General features: G+C 71.0%; 16 protein-coding genes and 1 pseudogene. 12 read left to right on the top strand and 5 right to left on the bottom strand.

Features of this window, described 5'->3' with window-relative positions; translation table 11 throughout:
* The first annotated feature begins 192 nt into the window (after positions 1 to 192).
* Positions 193 to 549: a peptidase inhibitor family I36 protein gene (locus tag ACZ592_RS29290; protein WP_471584653.1), complete on the top strand. Its 357-nt coding sequence runs from the start codon at positions 193 to 195 to the stop codon at positions 547 to 549.
* Between the two features lie 46 nt (positions 550 to 595).
* Positions 596 to 920 (top strand): annotated as a pseudogene (locus ACZ592_RS29285) (hypothetical protein); the annotation flags it as partial.
* 288 nt (positions 921 to 1,208) lie between these two features.
* Here ACZ592_RS29285 and aceE read toward each other — a convergent pair.
* Positions 1,209 to 3,941, bottom strand: a complete 2,733-nt coding sequence (gene aceE, locus ACZ592_RS29280) for a pyruvate dehydrogenase (acetyl-transferring), homodimeric type (protein WP_471584652.1) — start codon at positions 3,939 to 3,941, stop codon at positions 1,209 to 1,211.
* Between the two features lie 368 nt (positions 3,942 to 4,309).
* Between aceE and ACZ592_RS29275 the strand changes: the two genes are divergently transcribed.
* The 6 genes from ACZ592_RS29275 (at position 4,310) to ACZ592_RS29250 (ending at position 9,066) form a co-directional block, all read left to right on the top strand.
* Entirely contained in the window at positions 4,310 to 4,741 is a 432-nt protein-coding gene (locus ACZ592_RS29275; RefSeq protein ID WP_471584651.1) for a DUF3052 domain-containing protein, read from the top strand.
* A 204-nt stretch (positions 4,742 to 4,945) separates the two neighbouring features.
* On the top strand, positions 4,946 to 5,413 hold the full coding sequence (locus ACZ592_RS29270; protein ID WP_471584650.1) for a peroxiredoxin: 468 nt from the start codon (positions 4,946 to 4,948) through the stop codon (positions 5,411 to 5,413).
* 140 nt (positions 5,414 to 5,553) lie between these two features.
* A complete protein-coding gene (locus tag ACZ592_RS29265; protein WP_062781869.1) occupies positions 5,554 to 6,129 on the top strand; it encodes a TerD family protein in 576 nt (191 codons plus the stop codon).
* A 212-nt stretch (positions 6,130 to 6,341) separates the two neighbouring features.
* Entirely contained in the window at positions 6,342 to 6,917 is a 576-nt protein-coding gene (locus ACZ592_RS29260; protein WP_471584649.1) for a TerD family protein, read from the top strand.
* A 64-nt stretch (positions 6,918 to 6,981) separates the two neighbouring features.
* The gene (locus ACZ592_RS29255) at positions 6,982 to 8,127 is read left to right on the top strand and encodes a DUF475 domain-containing protein (protein WP_471584648.1); all 1,146 of its coding nucleotides are present in this window, start codon (positions 6,982 to 6,984) and stop codon (positions 8,125 to 8,127) included.
* Positions 8,128 to 8,325: 198 nt separating this feature from the next.
* Positions 8,326 to 9,066, top strand: coding sequence for a TerD family protein (locus ACZ592_RS29250; protein WP_471584647.1), 741 nt, complete (start codon positions 8,326 to 8,328; stop codon positions 9,064 to 9,066).
* A 57-nt stretch (positions 9,067 to 9,123) separates the two neighbouring features.
* Here ACZ592_RS29250 and ACZ592_RS29245 read toward each other — a convergent pair whose 3' ends face one another.
* On the bottom strand, positions 9,124 to 9,999 hold the full coding sequence (locus tag ACZ592_RS29245) for a TerD family protein (RefSeq protein WP_471584646.1): 876 nt from the start codon (positions 9,997 to 9,999) through the stop codon (positions 9,124 to 9,126).
* Between the two features lie 247 nt (positions 10,000 to 10,246).
* Here ACZ592_RS29245 and ACZ592_RS29240 point away from each other — a divergent pair, with 247 nt between their 5' ends.
* The 4 genes from ACZ592_RS29240 to ACZ592_RS29225 all read left to right on the top strand — a co-directional run bounded on the left by ACZ592_RS29240 (position 10,247) and on the right by ACZ592_RS29225 (position 15,026).
* Entirely contained in the window at positions 10,247 to 11,431 is a 1,185-nt protein-coding gene (locus tag ACZ592_RS29240; protein WP_471584645.1) for an HpcH/HpaI aldolase/citrate lyase family protein, read from the top strand.
* 98 nt (positions 11,432 to 11,529) lie between these two features.
* Complete coding sequence (locus tag ACZ592_RS29235) at positions 11,530 to 13,980, top strand: phosphoribosyltransferase (RefSeq protein WP_471584644.1); 2,451 nt, start codon at positions 11,530 to 11,532, stop codon at positions 13,978 to 13,980.
* Positions 13,977 to 14,795, top strand: coding sequence for an HAD family hydrolase (locus ACZ592_RS29230; RefSeq protein WP_471584643.1), 819 nt, complete (start codon positions 13,977 to 13,979; stop codon positions 14,793 to 14,795). The genes ACZ592_RS29235 and ACZ592_RS29230 overlap by 4 nt, the downstream gene beginning before the upstream one ends.
* Before the next feature lie 9 nt (positions 14,796 to 14,804).
* Entirely contained in the window at positions 14,805 to 15,026 is a 222-nt protein-coding gene (locus ACZ592_RS29225) for an FmdB family zinc ribbon protein (protein ID WP_471584642.1), read from the top strand.
* A gap of 113 nt (positions 15,027 to 15,139) precedes the next feature.
* Here the strand turns inward: ACZ592_RS29225 and ACZ592_RS29220 are convergent, their stop codons facing one another.
* The 3 genes from ACZ592_RS29220 to ACZ592_RS29210 form a co-directional block, all read right to left on the bottom strand.
* Complete coding sequence (locus ACZ592_RS29220; protein WP_471584641.1) at positions 15,140 to 16,120, bottom strand: sugar kinase; 981 nt, start codon at positions 16,118 to 16,120, stop codon at positions 15,140 to 15,142.
* The gene (locus ACZ592_RS29215; protein WP_471584640.1) at positions 16,117 to 16,779 is read right to left on the bottom strand and encodes a bifunctional 4-hydroxy-2-oxoglutarate aldolase/2-dehydro-3-deoxy-phosphogluconate aldolase; all 663 of its coding nucleotides are present in this window, start codon (positions 16,777 to 16,779) and stop codon (positions 16,117 to 16,119) included. The genes ACZ592_RS29220 and ACZ592_RS29215 overlap by 4 nt, the downstream gene beginning before the upstream one ends.
* A 118-nt stretch (positions 16,780 to 16,897) precedes the next feature.
* Positions 16,898 to 17,452 (bottom strand): DUF4383 domain-containing protein, encoded by a 555-nt coding sequence (locus ACZ592_RS29210; RefSeq protein WP_471584639.1) that lies wholly within the window; start codon positions 17,450 to 17,452, stop codon positions 16,898 to 16,900.
* Positions 17,453 to 17,579 lie beyond the last annotated feature (127 nt).

Raw genomic sequence — 17,579 nt, 5'->3', positions numbered from 1 at the left:
AGCCCCTCAGGGAGATCCTGGGGGGCTTTCCCCTATCCGGGTGACGCACATTCGTACCCCTTCCGGCGGCCCGGCCGACGGGTCCACAGTGCAGACAGAAGATCCGCACGACACGGACGACCGGGTCGCGCATCACGTGGACAACTGCGCCACATCACACGGGGGTTGAAGAAGATGCGTACAGCCATGCCCATGACCGCGATGGCAGCAGCACTCGCCGCGGTGATCCTCACACCCGCGTACGCCGGTGCCACCGCCCCGCCCACGCTCCGCGGCTGCGGGCCGGGTGAGCTCTGCCTTTGGGAGAAGGCGGGATTCCACGGCACCCGCCATGTGTACGAGCTGGCGGACATCGACATCGAGAGCTGTATCGCGCTGCCGGAGGGGGGCAGCGCGCAGGCGCTCGCGAACCGCACGGGGCGGCCCGTCACCGTGTACCAGTCGAAGGAGTGCGCCGAGACCGGAGAGTTCAACACCTACCCGGGCAGCGGCAGTTGGGCCCCCGAATCGCCTTATCGCGTACGGGCCTTCAAGGTCTGGGAACGATGAACGGGGGTCCTCCCCGGGAAGCCCGAAGCGGCCGACCCGAAGGGTGATGATGGCGGGCTTCGGACACACCACGCGCAAGCGCCCCGGCTCACGCGCCGGCCGTACGTGGTCGCGGAGTCGGCCGGACCGCGCGACGCTCGGGATCGTCGGAGTCATCCTTGCGATCGCCGGATTCCTCGCGCTGGGGATCATCCTCGGCCCCGTGGCGATCGTCTGCGGCCGGCTCGCCATGGGGCGCCGCTGGTCCGGCACCCGTCCGGTGCCGCTGGTCCGGCACCGGACGGGTGCCGGACCTGGTGGCCCTGTTGGCCCTGGTCCTGGGTGTGATCGACACGGTCCAGGCACTCATACGGACAGCGGGGGCGACCACGACGACCGGCCTGCGCCGAGACCGTGCCCCCGGCCCCGGCCCCGGCGCGGCCCGGCCCCGGCGCGGCCCGGCCCGGGCGCAGAGGCCCAGAAGGGATCAAGGGCTTCAGAACGCTGCCGCCCCGTCCGCCCTGCCCTCTGCCGCCCGTCCGTCCTGCCCCCTGCCGACCCGGCCGCATCGCGGAAACGCCGAAGGGCGGCGGGACCCATGGCCCGCCGCCCCTCGGAAGACGCACCGTCCGCGACGCGCTGCGCGGGGTCGCGCAGGTGCTGCGAGGGTGGTGCGGGTACTACGCGTCGCCCCCGGCCGCGCCCGGGTCGGCGGCCGTGACATCGAGCAGCTGGTACCGGTCGATGGCCTGCTTCAGGACGGCACGGTCGACCTTGCCCTCGCGGGCCAGCTCGGTGAGCACGCCGACCACGATCGACTGCGCGTCGATGTGGAAGAAGCGGCGGGCCGCACCGCGGGTGTCGGCGAAGCCGAAGCCGTCCGCGCCCAGCGACTGGTACGTGCCGGGCACCCAGCGGGCGATCTGGTCGGGGACGCTCCGCATCCAGTCGGAGACGGCCACGAACGGGCCCTCGGCGCCGGACAGCTTCTGCGTGACGTAGGGGACGCGCTGTTCCTCGTCCGGGTGCAGGAAGTTGTGGCGCTCCACGTCCACGGCCTCGCGGCGCAGCTCGTTCCAGGAGGTCGCCGACCAGACGTCCGCCTTGACGTTCCACTCCGAGGCGAGGATCTGCTGGGCCTCGACCGCCCACGGCACCGCGACGCCGGACGCGAGGATCTGGGCCGGAACGGCGCCCTGCTCACCGGACTTGAAGCGGTAGATGCCCTTGAGGATGCCGTCGACGTCCACGTCGGCGGGCTCGGCCGGGTGCTGGATCGGCTCGTTGTAGACGGTGAGGTAGTAGAAGACGTCCTCGCTGTCGGGGCCGTACATCCGGCGGAGGCCGTCCTTGACGATGTGCGCGATCTCGTAGCCGAAGGCGGGGTCGTAGGCGACACAGCCCGGGTTGGTCGAGGCGAGCAGCTGGGAGTGGCCGTCGGCGTGCTGCAGGCCCTCGCCGGTCAACGTCGTACGTCCGGCGGTCGCGCCGAGGACGAAACCGCGCGCGAGCTGGTCGGCCATCTGCCAGAACTGGTCGCCGGTGCGCTGGAAACCGAACATCGAGTAGAAGACGTACACCGGGATCAGCGGCTCGCCGTGGGTGGCGTAGGCCGAACCGGCGGCGATGAGGGACGCCGTGCAGCCCGCCTCCGAGATGCCGTCGTGCAGCATCTGGCCGGTCGGCGACTCCTTGTAGGCGAGGAGGAGTTCGCGGTCCACGGACTCGTACTGCTGGCCGAGCGGGTTGTAGATCTTGGCGCTCGGGAAGAAGGCGTCCATGCCGAAGGTGCGGTACTCGTCGGGGGCGATCAGCACGAAGCGCTTGCCGATCTCCTTGTCCCGCATGAGGTCCTTCAGGATGCGGACGAACGCCATGGTGGTGGCGATCGACTGCTGGCCCGAGCCCTTCTTCGCCGCCGCGTAGGTCTTCTCCTCGGGGAGCTGCAGCGGCTTGGAGCGCACCACGCGGGTCGGGACGTAGCCGCCCAGGCCCTTGCGGCGGTCGTGCATGTACTGGATCTCTTCGGAGTCCCGGCCCGGGTGGTAGTACGGCGGGGCGCCGTCCTCCAGCTGCTTGTCCGTGATCGGGATGTGCAGCCGGTCGCGGAAGCCCTTGAGGTCGTCGACGGTGAGCTTCTTCATCTGGTGCGTGGCGTTGCGGCCCTCGAAGTTCGGGCCGAGGGTCCAGCCCTTGACCGTCTGCGCGAGGATCACCGTCGGCTGGCCCTTGTGGGCCTTGGCCGCCGCGTACGCCGCGTAGACCTTCTTGTGGTCGTGGCCGCCGCGGCCCAGGTGCAGGATCTGCTCGTCGGTCATGTTCTCGACCATGGCGCGCAGCCGGTGGTCGTCGCCGAAGAAGTGGTCGCGGATGTACGAGCCGGTCTCGGTGGCGTACGTCTGGAACTGGCCGTCGGGCGTGGTGTTGAGCCGGTTGACCAGGACGCCGTCGCGGTCCTGCGCGAGCAGCGGGTCCCAACTCCGGTCCCAGACCAGCTTGATGACGTTCCAGCCGGCGCCGCGGAACTGCGACTCGAGCTCCTGGATGATCTTGCCGTTGCCGCGCACCGGGCCGTCGAGGCGCTGGAGGTTGCAGTTGACCACGAAGGTCAGGTTGTCCAGGCCCTCGCGGGCGGCGATGGAGAGCTGGCCGAGCGACTCGGGCTCGTCCATCTCGCCGTCGCCGAGGTAGGCCCAGACGTGCGACTTGGAGGTGTCGGCGAGGCCGCGCGCCTCCATGTAGCGGTTCATCCGCGCCTGGAAGATCGCGCCGAGCGGGCCGAGGCCCATGGAGACCGTCGGGAACTCCCAGAAGTCCGGCATCAGGCGCGGGTGGGGGTAGGACGAGAGGCCGTTCGGGGCCTTCGACTTCTCCTGACGGAACGCGTCGAGCTGCGGCTCGGTGAGCCGGTCAAGGAGGAACGCGCGGGCGTAGATGCCGGGGGACGCGTGCCCCTGGAAGAAGATCTGGTCGCCGCCGTCGCCCTCGTCCTTGCCCCGGAAGAAGTGGTTGAAGCCCACGTCGTAGAGGGAGGCGGAGGAGGCGAAGGTGGCGATGTGGCCGCCGACGCCGATGCCCGGGCGCTGGGCGCGGGAGACCATCACCGCGGCGTTCCAGCGGGTGGCGTTCAGGACCTTGCGTTCGATTTCCTCGTTGCCGGGGAAGAACGGCTCGTCCTTGGTGGCGATGGTGTTGACGTAGTCGGTACTGCGCATCTCGGGCACGGCGACGCGCTTCTCGCGCGCCCGCTCGATCAACCGGAGCATCAGGTAGCGGGCCCGCTCGCGGCCGCGTTCGTCGACCGCGGCATCGAGGGAGTCAAGCCACTCCTGGGTCTCTTCGGGATCGAAGTCCGGGACCTGACTCGGCAGGCCGCCAATGATGATCGGGTTGCGATCGGATCCGGAAGCCACGCTGTTCCTTCGCTGTTGGGGCTCTCGCCTGGGTTATGCCTGGCCGTGCACCGCTGCCCATCGTGTACCGCGTGGACGCGATCGTCATCTCTACCGATAGGTAACCGAGACGTTCATCCGGCGTCCCTGGGGTAGGCTCGGCTCAAATCGCAACGATACGCCCATCCTGCCTAGCCGCTTCGCTGAGCCGTTCGGTCTCGTGCGGATGGGGCGACAGTTGCGGCGACACGGTCGGGAACGTCACCGTTTCGGCGGTCTCGGCGGCCGGGTACTTGCGCGATCCGCCCCGCCCGTGTGGACTACGGCCAACGCCCCGCGCACGCGCGTGGCTGACAGGCATTCCCAAAAACATGATCAGGAGGCAATCCGTGAGCGCGACCGCGGACCACGCGGAGACGAACCTGGCCGTAAGGCTTGGTTTCCAGCCCGACCAGGTGGTCCAGGAGATCGGCTACGACGACGACGTCGACCAGGAGCTCCGCGAGGCCATCGAGCAGGCCACAGGCACAGAGCTCGTCGACGAGGAGTACGACGACGTGGCCGACGCCGTGGTGCTCTGGTTCCGTGAGGACGACGGGGACCTGACTGATGCGTTGGTGGATGCCATCGCGTACATGGAGGAGGGCGGCTCGATTCTGCTGCTGACTCCGAAGACCGGTCGTGACGGGTACGTCGAGCCGAGCGAGATCGGCGAGGCCGCCACCACTGCGGGCCTGTCGGCCACCAAGAGCGTCAACGCCGGCAAGGAGTGGAGCGGCAGCCGCCTGGTCACGCCGAAGGCGGCCGCCAAGAAGCGCTAGGCACCGCGCCAGGCCCCCTGTGGCCGGATGGAGCGCCAGGGCCCCGGCCCGCGCGCCGGCCGGCCGGAGAATCACCGTGAGGCCCCCGTCGACATGCCGTCGACGGGGGCCTCACGCTCACATGGGGCGCAGATCGTCGGACGTAGGGTGGAGGTCACCCGAACAGCCCCACCCGAGGGGCTCCGTCGAAAGGGATGCGTACTCATGGCGCTCGCTGGCATCGCGACCGGCACCAAGGCCCCGGAATTCGAGCTGAAGGACAACCACGGCCGGACCGTGAAGCTCGCCGACTTCCGCGGCGAGAAGAACGTGGTGCTGCTCTTCTACCCCTTCGCGTTCACCGGTGTGTGCACCGGAGAGCTCTGTGCGCTCCGTGACGAGCTGCCGAAGTTCGTCAACGACGACACCCAGCTGCTCGCCGTCTCCAACGACTCCATCCACACCCTGCGCGTGTTCGCCGAGCAGGAGGGCCTGGAGTACCCGCTGGTCTCGGACTTCTGGCCGCACGGCGAGGTCTCGCGGGCGTACGGCGTCTTCGACGAGGACAAGGGATGCGCGGTGCGTGGCACGTTCATCATCGACAAGGAAGGTGTGGTGCGCTGGAGCGTGGTCAACGACCTGCCGGACGCACGTGACCTGAACGAGTACGTCAAGGCCCTGGGCACCCTGTGATTCCTCAGGGGTGACACCCTGTGATTCTTCGGGTGCAGAGCCTGTGGCGCCCGGGAACCGGTCACTAGGATCCAGTCGTTGATCCGATGGCAACGCAACGCTTGGGGCTCCCCGCCCCTGGACACCAATTGGGAGGACTCGTGGGAGTCAGCCTCAGCAAGGGCGGCAACGTATCGCTGAGCAAGGAGGCGCCGGGCCTGACCGCAGTTCTGGTCGGCCTCGGCTGGGACGTCCGCACCACCACCGGTACGGACTTCGACCTCGACGCCAGCGCGATCCTGACGAACGCGGAGGGCAAGGTCTCCAGCGACCAGAACTTCGTCTTCTTCAACAACCTGAAGAGCCCCGACGGCTCCGTGGAGCACACCGGTGACAACACCACCGGTGAGGGCGAGGGCGACGACGAGGCGATCAAGGTCGACCTGGCCGCGGTCCCCGCCGACGTCGAGAAGATCGTCTTCCCGGTCTCGATCTACGACGCCGAGACCCGCCAGCAGTCGTTCGGCCAGGTCCGCAACGCGTTCATCCGCGTGGTGAACCAGGCGGGCGGCGCGGAGATCGCCCGTTACGACCTCTCCGAGGACGCCTCGACGGAGACCGCCATGGTCTTCGGCGAGCTGTACCGCCACGGCGCCGAGTGGAAGTTCCGCGCGGTCGGCCAGGGCTACGCCTCGGGCCTGCGCGGCATCGCGCAGGACTTCGGCGTCAACGTCTGAGCCGACACGGGCCCGCGGGCCCCGCACATCCCGTCCGGCGCCGCACACGTACGAGTGCGGCGCCGGACGCGCTCGCCACCTCGTGTTCCCGTGACGACGGGCGCACGGGTCCCCGTCACCTCGGGGACACGTGTTCCCTTCCCTCGCGGGGACCCGGGCTCCCGGCATCCACGGGAACAACCGCACTCGTCACCTCGGGGAGGACCATCACCATGGGCGTCACGCTCGCCAAGGGAGGCAACGTCTCCCTCTCCAAGGCCGCACCCAATCTCACCCAGGTCCTCGTCGGCCTGGGCTGGGACGCGCGCTCCACCACCGGCGCCCCCTTCGACCTCGATGCCAGCGCCCTGCTGTGCAACGCGGGCAGGGTCCTGGGCGACGAGTGGTTCGTCTTCTACAACAATTTGAAGAGCCCCGACGGCTCCGTCGAACACACCGGTGACAACCTCACGGGTGAGGGCGACGGCGACGACGAGTCGGTCCTGATCGACCTCGCCAAGGTGCCGGCCAACTGCGACAAGATCATTTTCCCGGTCTCGATTCACGAGGCGGACAACAGGGGCCAGACGTTCGGCCAGGTCAGCAACGCGTTCATCCGCGTGGTGAACCAGGCGGACGGCCAGGAGCTCGCGCGCTACGACCTCAGTGAGGACGCCTCCACGGAGACCGCGATGATCTTCGGCGAGGTGTACAGGTATGGCGGGGAGTGGAAGTTCCGTGCGGTCGGGCAGGGGTACGCGTCGGGTCTGCGCGGTATCGCTCTAGACTTCGGGGTCAACGTTTCGTAAAGCAGGGGACCGGCGCGGGGGAGACCGCTACACGGGAGCCCGTACACACACGATTGGGTAGCCAGTGCTTCTGAAAACCTTCGGCTGGTCGTTCGCGGTCACCGCGCTCGGCCTAGTCGCCGCGGTTCTCTACGGGGGGTGGACCGGCTTCGGCGTCGTGGCGATCCTGTCCATCCTCGAGATCTCGCTGTCCTTCGACAACGCGGTGGTCAACGCCGGGGTCCTGAAGAAGATGAATGCCTTCTGGCAGAAGATCTTCCTCACCGTCGGCGTGCTGATCGCGGTCTTCGGCATGCGGCTGGTCTTCCCGGTCGTGATCGTGGCCATCAGCGCCAAGATCGGTCCGATCGAAGCGGTACGGCTCGCGCTCGACGACAAGGACAAGTACCAGCAGCTGGTGACCGACGCGCACCCGTCGATCGCCGCCTTCGGTGGCATGTTCCTCCTGATGATCTTCCTCGACTTCATCTTCGAGGACCGTGACATCAAGTGGCTCAGCTGGATCGAGCGTCCGCTCGCCAAGCTCGGCAAGGTCGACATGCTGTCGGTCTGCATCGCGCTCATCGTGCTCATGGTCTCCGCGATGACCGTCGCCACCCACGCCCACCAGCACGGTGGCATGCATGTGGACAAGGCGCAGACCGTCCTCATCTCAGGTATCGCGGGTCTGATCACCTATCTCGTCGTCGGCGGACTCTCCGGCTACTTCGAGAACAAGCTGGAGGAGGACGAGGAGCGCGAGCACGAGGAGGAGGAAGAGGCCAAGCGGACCGGCAAGAAGGTTCCCGCGGTCGTCATGGCCGGCAAGGCCGCCTTCTTCATGTTCCTCTACCTCGAGGTCCTGGACGCGTCCTTCTCGTTCGACGGCGTCATCGGCGCCTTCGCCATCACCAACGACATCGTCCTGATGGCGCTCGGCCTCGGCATCGGCGCCATGTACGTCCGGTCCCTGACCGTCTACCTGGTCCGCCAGGGCACCCTCGACGACTACGTCTACCTGGAGCACGGCGCGCACTACGCGATCGGCGCCCTCGCCGTGATCCTCCTGATCACGATCCAGTACGAGATCCACGAGGTCATCACCGGTCTCGTCGGCGTCGTCCTGATCGCCTGGTCCTTCATCTCCTCCGTGATCCGCAACAAGCGCGTCGCGGCAGCCGAGGGACAGGGGAGTCCGGGGGACAAGACCGAGGTCTCTTCCGGGGTCTGAGGCTGACTGATTCCCTCGCCGGGCTGTCCGATTCCGCTCCAGGAGTGTGACGGCGGCCGGTGCGAGGAACGCTCTGTTCGGGGCGGCCGTCGAGGAGATGTCCTCATGGCCGCCCCGTCCGGTTTCGTGGCGGGCACCGCCCGTCCGCGTCGCCGGAACCACCGGCACGCGTAGGGCACAAGGGCACTTGGGGGCGGAATGTCCTTCTGGGACGGTCTGTGGCGTGGGCGTTCGATGGACTTCGAATCGGGCAGCGCCGCGACCAACTCCATCGAACTGACCAAACGGCACCCGACGGTCTCGCTCTCCAAGCAGGGCGCGGCCTCGGGCAACCTGCGGGTCAACCTCTCCTGGCAGATGCGCACGTCCGACATCATGGGCAAGCCGCGGGCCGGCAGCAGTCTGCTGCGCAACCCCTTCCAGATGTTCCGGCCCGAGCCGGTGCAGGCGCACACCCAGAGCATGGTCAACGTCGACCTCGACCTGGGCTGCCTGTACGAGCTGACGGACGGCGAGAAGGGCGTGGTGCAGCCGCTGGGCAACTTCTTCGGCAGCCTCAACTCGCCGCCGTACGTGAAGGGCAGCGGCGACGACCGGTTCGGTTCGGGGTCGGGCGAGACGCTCTACGTCAACCTCGACCACCGCGAGTCGATCAAGCGCCTGTTGATCTTCGTGTACATCTACGACCAGACACCGGCCTTTGACCGCACGCACGCCAAGGTCACGCTCTACCCGAGCAACGGCCCCCGGATCGAGATCGACCTGGACGAGCGCCAGCCGCAGGCCCGCTCGTGCGCGGTGGTCTCCGTCGAGAACGTCAAGGACGAGCTGATCGTCCGGCGCGAGGTGAAGTTCGTCTACGGATTCCAGGCCGAGCTCGACCGGCTGTACGGCTGGGGCCTGCAGTGGGGCCGGGGCTACAAGACCAAGGTCGGCTGACCCGGTGCGCCCGCCCGGCCGCCCTCGCGGGGCTTGCCGGGCGCCTTCGCCGCGTCCTCAGCGGGGCAGGAACTGCGGCCCCTGCGGGGGCAGCCGGAAGTTCGGGTCCGGCATCGGGGCCACCGGCTGCGGATAGCCGTACGAGGGCTGGGCGACCGGGGCCGGCTGGGCGATCGGCGTGGGCTGGGTGGGCGCCGCCGGAGGGTAGCCGTACGAGGGCTGGGGCGCCGGGTACCGGGGCGGCTCCGGCGGATATCCGTAGGCGGGCTGCGGCGGCGACTGCGGGGCCGGCCGGGCGACGGACGGACGGCCCGCGGGCTGGTGCGGCACGGGCTGCTGGGGCGGCAGCGGGAAGGACGCCGAGGGCGCCGGTTCCGTGGACCCGGAGTCCGAGTCGTCCACGGAGATCCCGAAGTCGGAGGCGAGGCCCTCAAGGCCGTTGGAGTAGCCCTCGCCGAGCGCGCGGAACTTCCAGCCCTCGCCGCGCCGGTAGAGCTCCCCGCAGATCAGCGCCGTCTCCTCGCCGGTCTGCGGCGTGATGTCGAAGTGCGCGAGCGGCTCGCCGTCGGCGACCGTGGCGTCGTACAGCAGGATGCGCAGCGCGGGTACGTGCTCGAAGGAGATGCCCTCGGCCGACGCGGCCAGGAGCACCCGGTTCACCGCCGGGTCCATGCCCGCCAGGTCCGTCTGGATCGTGTCGGTCAGCCCCTCGGCGACCCGCTTCTTGCCGAGCCGCCAGACCTTGCCCCCGGGGTGGCGCGGCTGGTTGTAGAAGACGAAGTCCTCGTCGGAGCGCACCCTGCCGTCGCCGCCGAGCAGCAGGGCCGACGCGTCGACGTCGGGGACGCCCTGTCCGGGCGTCCAGCGCAGCACGGCGCGGACGGCCGAGGCTTCGAGAGGGACGTTCGACCCCTTCAACATCGCGTGCGTCATGCGGTCATCCTGCCTTCCCCCGCAGGGGTGGGACAACGCGGGGGGCCCAAGGTCCCGACCGCGTCACCAGGCTCCTGACCTGCGGGTGGTGCGAGCGTGCGACGGTTGTGTGGTGAGGGTGTGCGACATGGCCGGGTTACCTGAAGTTCATGCCCGCCGGGAACCCCCGGCACCCGTCTCTACGTACTATTACCGGCCACATCAGAACGGTCCACGTCGACGAGACAGGCGATAGCAGAGGAGTCACATGCGACATTTCGGGCACATTGCCCCAGAGGTGCGGCAGCGCCTCTTCCACCGGGAGCCGTGTGCCTTCACCGCGGACTCCCCGCCGCACCTGCTCGCGCCCGCCCTGGGCGCCACGCTCTACAGCCCCGCCACCCGCCCCCGCCTCGCCGACGACATCCTGAAGCAGGCCGCGCGTGGCGTGATCTCCATGGTGATCTGCCTGGAGGACTCGATCGACGACGCCGAGGTCGTCGACGCCGAGGAGAACCTGGTCCGGCAATTCGCCGAGCTGGCGGAACGGGGCACGGAGCCGCCGCTGCTCTTCATCCGGGTCCGCGCCGCCGAACAGATACCCGACCTGGTCCGCAGGCTCGGACCCGACGTCCGGCTGTTGTCCGGATTCGTACTGCCCAAGTTCACCGAGGAGCGGGGCGTTCCGTTCCTGGAGGCGGTGGTGGCCGCGGAGGCGGAGCTCGCCTGTGCCGCCGACGGCCCGGTCCGGCGGCTCTTCGCGATGCCCGTCCTGGAGTCGCCAGAGCTGCTGCACCTGGAGAGCCGCGGAGACACCCTCGCCGGCATCGCCCGCACCGTCGACAAGTACCGCGACCGGGTCCTCGCGCTGCGCCTCGGCGTCACCGACTTCTGCTCGGCGTACGGGCTGCGCAGACCGCCCGACATGACCGCCTACGACGTGCAGATCGTCGCCTCCGTCATCGCCGACGTGGTGAACGTCCTCGGCAGGGCCGACGGCACCGGCTTCACCGTGACCGGGCCCGTCTGGGAGTACTTCCGCGTCCAGGAGCGGATGTTCAAGCCGCAGCTGCGCCGCAGCCCCTTCCTGGAGGGCCGCGCCGACGAACTGCGCCAGGCCCTCATCGAGCACGACATGGACGGACTGCTCCGCGAGATCGAGCTCGACCGCGCCAACGGCCTGCTCGGCAAGACCTGCATCCACCCCTCGCACGTGCTGCCCGTGCACGCGCTCTCCGTGGTCAGCCACGAGGAGTTCAGCGACGCCGAGGACATCCTGCGTCCCGAGCGGGGCGGCGGCGGGGTCCTGCGCTCCTCGTACACGAACAAGATGAACGAGGTGAAGCCGCACCGCGCCTGGGCCGAGCGGACCCTGCGGCGCGCCGAGGTCTTCGGCGTCGCCAAGGAGGACGTCGGCTTCGTGGAACTGCTCACCGCCGGGCTCCCCGGCTGAACCCCCGGACCTCCCGGGCCCGGGTCTCCGGGCCCCCGCACATCTGGATCTCCCACGCCGGACCGACCGTCCGGCCGAACGCAAGGAACAAGACGTACGTGACTGAAGACGCGGTGTGGTCGGGGACCTGGGTCGCCGAGCGGCTCGGGGTCGGACTCGAGGGCGACGAGGCGCTGCGCGGCATGCTCGGGCTCGCCCTGCGCCGCAACCCCAAGCGGGCACACCTCCTCGTGTCGAACGTGCTCGGCAAGCACGTCCCGCAGCGCCCCTCGGTCGTGTACGCGGCCGGGCACGACCTCGGCGTCCGCGTGCGGGAGCTGCTCGGCGACGACGCGGCCCGGCACGCCGTCGTCCTCGGCTACGCGGAGACCGCGACGGGCCTCGGCCACGCGGTCGCCGACGGCGTCCACCTCGCGCCCTACCTGCACTCCACCCGGCGCCCCGTCGAAGGCGTGGAGCGGGCCGGCGGCTTCGAGGAGTCCCACTCGCACGCCACCTCGCACCTGCTGCTGCCCGAGGACCCGCGACTGCTCGCCGGGGACGGCCCGCTCGTCCTCGTCGACGACGAGTTCTCCACCGGCAACACCGTCCTGAACACCGTCCGCGCCCTGCACGAGCGCTTCCCGCGCGAGCGGTACGTGATCGTGGCGCTGGTCGACATGCGCTCGCCCGACGACCGGGAGCGGCTCGACGACTTCGCCCGCGAGATCGGCGCGCGCGTCGACCTCGTCGCCACGGTCTCCGGGACGGTGGCACTGCCCGACGGCGTCCTGGAGCAGGGGCGGGCGCTGGTCGCCGCGTACGAGAGCGCCGCCGTCCCGCAGCCGCGCGGCGAGCACGGCCCGGCCACCCGTGTCCCGCTCGACTGGCCCGCTGGCGTGCCCGACGGCGGACGGCACGGCTTCACGCCCGCGCACCGCACGGCCCTGGACGCGGCGCTGCCCGATCTGGCCCGCGCAGTCGCGAAGGCGCTGCCCGCGGGCGCGCGCCGGGTGCTCGTCCTCGGCTTCGAGGAGCTGATGTACGCGCCGCTCGCGCTCGGCGTGGAGCTGGAGCGCACCGTCGGCGCCGAGGTGCGGTTCTCCACGACGACCCGCTCGCCCGTCCTCGCCGTGGACGACCCCGGCTACGCGATCCGCACCCGGCTCGCCTTCCCCGCGCACGACGACCCCGCCGACGGCCCCGGGACGCGGTACGCCTACAACGTGGCGGGCGGCGGCTTCGACGCCGTCGTCGCGGTCGTCGACTCGGTCGCGGACACCCCCGCGCTGCACGCCCCGGACGGCCTGCTCGCGCAGCTGTCCGCGCACACCGGGAGCGTCCTGCTGGCCGTCGTCCCCTCGTACGTCCCCGAAAGGCCCTCCATGCTCCCCGAGCCCCTCCGCGGCCCCGCCTTCTCCTCGTACGCGCCCGAGGACGTCGGCTGGCTGCTCCAGGACCTCTCCGACGTGACGCTCGAAGCGCCCACCGAGGAGCGCGAGGAGGCGATACAGAGCGGTGGCGCGCACTACGCCGAGTCGCTGCCCGTCGAGTACCAGCCGAGCGCCCAGTACCAGGAGCTGTTCCGCGCCGCGCTCGACACCTCCGCCGCCCGCATCGCCCAGGCCGTCGGCACCGTCACCGAGACCGTCCTCGCCGAGCTCCCCCGGGGACGCGCGGGGGACGCCCTGCCGCGCCCCGTCCTGGTGTCCCTGGCCCGCGCGGGCACCCCCGTCGGCGTCCTGATGCGCCGCTGGGCCGCGCACCGGCACGGCCTCGACCTGCCGCACTACGCCGTGTCGATCGTGCGCGGCCGCGGCATCGACGCCAACGCGCTGCGCTGGCTCGCCTCCCACCACGACCCCGCCGACGTCGTCTTCGTCGACGGCTGGACCGGCAAGGGCGCGATCACCCGTGAACTGGCCGATGCCATCCGCGAGTTCGAGGAGTCGGGCGGGCCGAAGGGCTTCAGCCCGGAGATCGCCGTGCTCGCCGACCCCGGCTCCTGCGTACGCACCTACGGCACCCGCGAGGACTTCCTCATCCCCTCCGCCTGCCTCAACTCCACCGTCTCCGGCCTGATCTCACGCACCGTGCTCCGCGCCGACCTGGTCGGGCCCGACGACTTCCACGGCGCGAAGTTCTACCGGGAACTCGCGGACGGCGATGTCTCCGCGGACTTCGTCGACGCCGTCGTCGCCCGCTTCGCGGAGGTCGACGACGCGGTGGACGCGCAGGTCAAGGAGGTGCTGTCCGCCGACAGGGCGCCGACCTGGGAGGGCTGGGCCGCCGTCGAGCGGATCAGTGAGGAGCACGGCATCCACGACGTGAACCTCGTCAAGCCGGGCGTCGGTGAGACCACCCGCGTGCTGCTGCGCCGCGTCCCCTGGAAGATCCTGGCCCGCGCCGGTGCCGGGGCGGACCTCGACCACGTACGCCTGCTCGCCGAGCAGCGGGGCGTGCCCGTCGAGGAGGTCGGTGAACTCCCGTACACCTGCGTGGGGTTGATCCACCCCAAGTACACGCGGGGCGCGACGGGCGCGGACGGCAAGGCGGTGGCCTCGAAGTGACCAGACTCGTCGCCAGCGACCTCGACCGCACCCTCATCTACTCCGCCGCCGCCCTGGGCCTCGCCGTGCCGGACGCCGAGGCGCCGCGCCTGCTCTGCGTCGAGGTGTACGAGGGCAAGCCGCTCTCGTACGTCACCGAGACCGCCGCCGGACTCCTCGGCGAGCTGGGCGGACCCGGCCACGACGGCGTCTTCGTGCCGACCACGACCCGCACGCGCGAGCAGTACGGGCGCATCCATCTCCCGGGCCCGGCACCGCGGTTCGCGATCTGCGCCAACGGCGGGCACCTGCTCGTCGACGGCGTCTCCGACCCCGACTGGCAGGCGGCCGTCGCCCGTCGCCTCGCCGCCGAGTGCGCCTCGCTCGACGAGGTCCGCGCCCATCTGGTGCGCACCGCGGACCCGGCGTGGCTGCTCAAGGAGCGCGTCGCCGAGGACCTCTTCGCCTACCTCGTCGTCGAGCGCGCGCTGCTGCCCGACCAGTGGGTCAAGGAGCTCGCCGCGTGGGCCGAGGGGCGCGGCTGGACGGTGTCGCTGCAGGGCCGCAAGCTCTACGCCGTGCCGAAGCCGCTCACCAAGAGCGCGGCGGTGAGGGAGGTCGCGCGGCGCACCGGCGCGCGGGAGATCCTCGCCGCGGGCGACTCGCTCCTCGACGCGGACCTGCTGCTCGCCGCCGACCGCTCGTGGCGGCCGGGGCACGGGGAGCTGGCCGACACGGGGTTCGAGGCGCCGGGGCTCACCGTGCTGCCGGAGCGCGGGGTCGCGGCGGGGGAGGAGATCGCCAGGGCGTTCCTCGGGGCGGTGCGGGCGCCTTAACCTGGGGCCATGCCTCGATACGAGTACCGATGCCGGTCCTGCGGCGACACGTTCGAACTGAGCCGTCCGATGGCCGAGTCCGCGGCGCCCGCGGTGTGTCCTGACGGGCACGAGGACACGGTGAAGCTGCTGTCGACCGTCGCGGTCGGCGGGTCGGCGTCCGCCTCCGCCCCTCGCGGAGGCGGAGGTGGGGGCGGCGGCGGTTGCTGTGGGGGCGGTTGTTGCGGCTGAGGGGTGAGCTGCGGGCCGGTCGTGGCTGGTCGCGCAGTTCACCGCGCCCCGGGGTGTTTGCCGGGGCGCGCCCCTGAGGTGCGCCCGGAGCCGGGGCGTTCCCTTCGTGCGGGCTAGCGGACCACCGTGCCGGAGGCCGAGGTCAGCAGGGGCAGCTCCGCCCGCGTGGGGGCGCCTTCCCAGTCGCCGTGCGAGGCGACGGCGAACGCGCCCGTGGTGACCGCCCGGTCCAGCCGGTCCGGCACGTCCGCGCCGTCGAGCAGCGCCGACAGGTAACCGGCGACGAACGCGTCGCCCGCGCCCACCGCGTCCACGGCCTTCACCTTCCGTGCGGGAGCGTGCAGGGCGCCCTCCGCGGTGTGGGCGGTCGCGCCGTCCGCGCCGAGCTTGACCACGACCTCGCGCACTCCCGCGTCCAGGAGGAGCTTCTCCGGGGGTATGCCGTCGCCGGTGCCCGGCGTCGGCAGGCACAGGGGCAGCTCGTCGTCGGAGGCGATGAGAACGTCGACGTGACGGACCCAGTCGCGCAGCTCCGCCGACGCCTCCTGCGCACTCCACAGCCGTGAGCGGAAATTGACGTCCAGGCAGATCTTCGTGCCGTGCTCGCGGGCGAGGTGCAGGGCGAGCCGGCAGGCCTCGGCCGCCGACGGGCCGAGGGCCGGGGTGATGCCGGTCAGGTGCAGGACGCGCGGTGCGCCGGCGACGAAGGCGGCCTCGACCGCGTCCGGGGTGAGCCGTGAACCGGCCGACCCCGCGCGGTAATAGTGCACGCGGGTCACCTCCGGCAGCCGGGGCTCGAAGAGGATCAGGCCCGTCGGGGCCCGCGGGTCTCGCGTGGCCGAGCCGACGTCGACGCCCTCCGCACGCAGCGTGCGCAGGACCAGCTCACCGGCCTCGTCGTCGCCGACGGCGCCCGCCCAGCGGACGGTGTGGCCGAGGCGGGACAGGCCGATGGCGACGTTGCTCTCGGCGCCCGCGACCGACACGTCCATCGAGCCGCCCAGCTTGAGGGGGCCGCTGCCGCGCAGGGCGACCATGGTCTCGCCGAGGGTGAGGACGTCGGCCGCACCGGCGTTGTCGTGGCGCGCGCTCATCGGCCTACCGTCCCTGGGCCGTCCGCCGTTCCCGCGGCCTCCGCCACCCGCACGAACTCCGCGGCCCGTGCGCGCAGCGCGCCCAGGTCGCCGCCGTCCGCCGCGTCGCCGATCAGCGGGGAGCCGACGCCCACGGCGACCGCGCCAAGTGCCAGATACGCCTCGGCGGCCGCCGCGTCCACGCCGCCGACCGGCACGAAGGGGGCGTCGGGGAAGGGGGCGCGCAGGGCCTTGAGGTAGGAGGGCCCGCCCATGGCCGACGCGGGGAAGATCTTCAGCGCCGTCACGTTCGCGGCCCGCGCCGCGATGACGTCGGTCGGCGTGAGGACACCGCCGAGCACCGGGAGGCCGAGGCGCACGGCCTCGTCGACACCGGCGCCGAGCCCCGGCGTGACGATGAGGTTGGCGCCCGCGTCGGCCGCCCTGCCCGCGTCGTCGGTGGTGAGGACCGTGCCCGCGCCGAGCCAGGCGTCCGTGCCCAGTTCGGTCCGCGCCCGGCGCAGCACGCCGAGGGCGTCCGCGCCGCTGAGGGAGACCTCGACGAGGGGGACGCCGGACTCCACCAGCGTCATGACCGTACGGAAAGAGGCGTCCGGGTCGGTGCCGCGCACGATGGCGACGAGGCGCCGCGCCCGGAGAGCCGTGGGGAAGTCGAGCATGCCCCCCACACTCGCACAGCGGAATCGGCCACTCCGATCCGGGGTTTCGGCCAGGGCTGTCAGGGCTGTCAGGGCGTGCCAGTGCCGGAGGGAGCGGCCTGGCCGGCCGCTCGCGGGGTCAGCGGGCCCGGTCCGGGTGGCGCGCCTTCCAGTAGGGGTTGTCGTGCGGCAGCCCGCCGCTGACCCGCCCGTACATGCCGAAGGTCATGAGCAGCACGCCCACCACGAAGCTGAACAGGACGTTCTGGATCCGGAACGCGAGGATGTTGTGGCCGGAATCCAGCAGGGCGAGGTTGACGAAGCCGCTGAGGACGAACGCGGCGCCCAGGACCATGTTCAGCGTCGAGGCGAGGTTGCCGCCGACGACCATGCCGGCGAAGAGCAGCAGCCCGACGGCGATCGACAGGACGCTCAGGGCGCCGTTGGTGCTGAGCCCCGCCACGGTGTCGCCGCGGGTGTCGAAGAACCCGATCCTGTCGATGAGCCCGAGGATCCCGAACGCGAGCAGGACCAGGCCCATGAGCCCCGCGCCCACGCGGTAGACCTTGCTCAGCCGGTGGTCGACGGGCAACTCCTCGTCGAGGGTGATGCGCCGCCGGTGCCCCTTGCCGCCGGGCCCGCCCGGCCCCCGCTTCGTCCCCCGCGCCCCCGGGTGCAGTGTGTGCGTGGCCATGGCCGCCTCCTGGTGCGCGCGGAGGCCCTCGGTCCTTGCGCGTCCCTGTGCGCCCCTACGTATCCGTACATAGCTGTACGAGCTGTACGTGTCCGTACGCCGGGTCCCGTGCGCAACTCCAGGATCC

The organism is Streptomyces sp. NPDC040622 (genome assembly GCF_055593965.1).
Note: the sequence above shows the minus strand (reverse complement) of the source record. Positions and strands in the feature narration are given on the sequence as shown.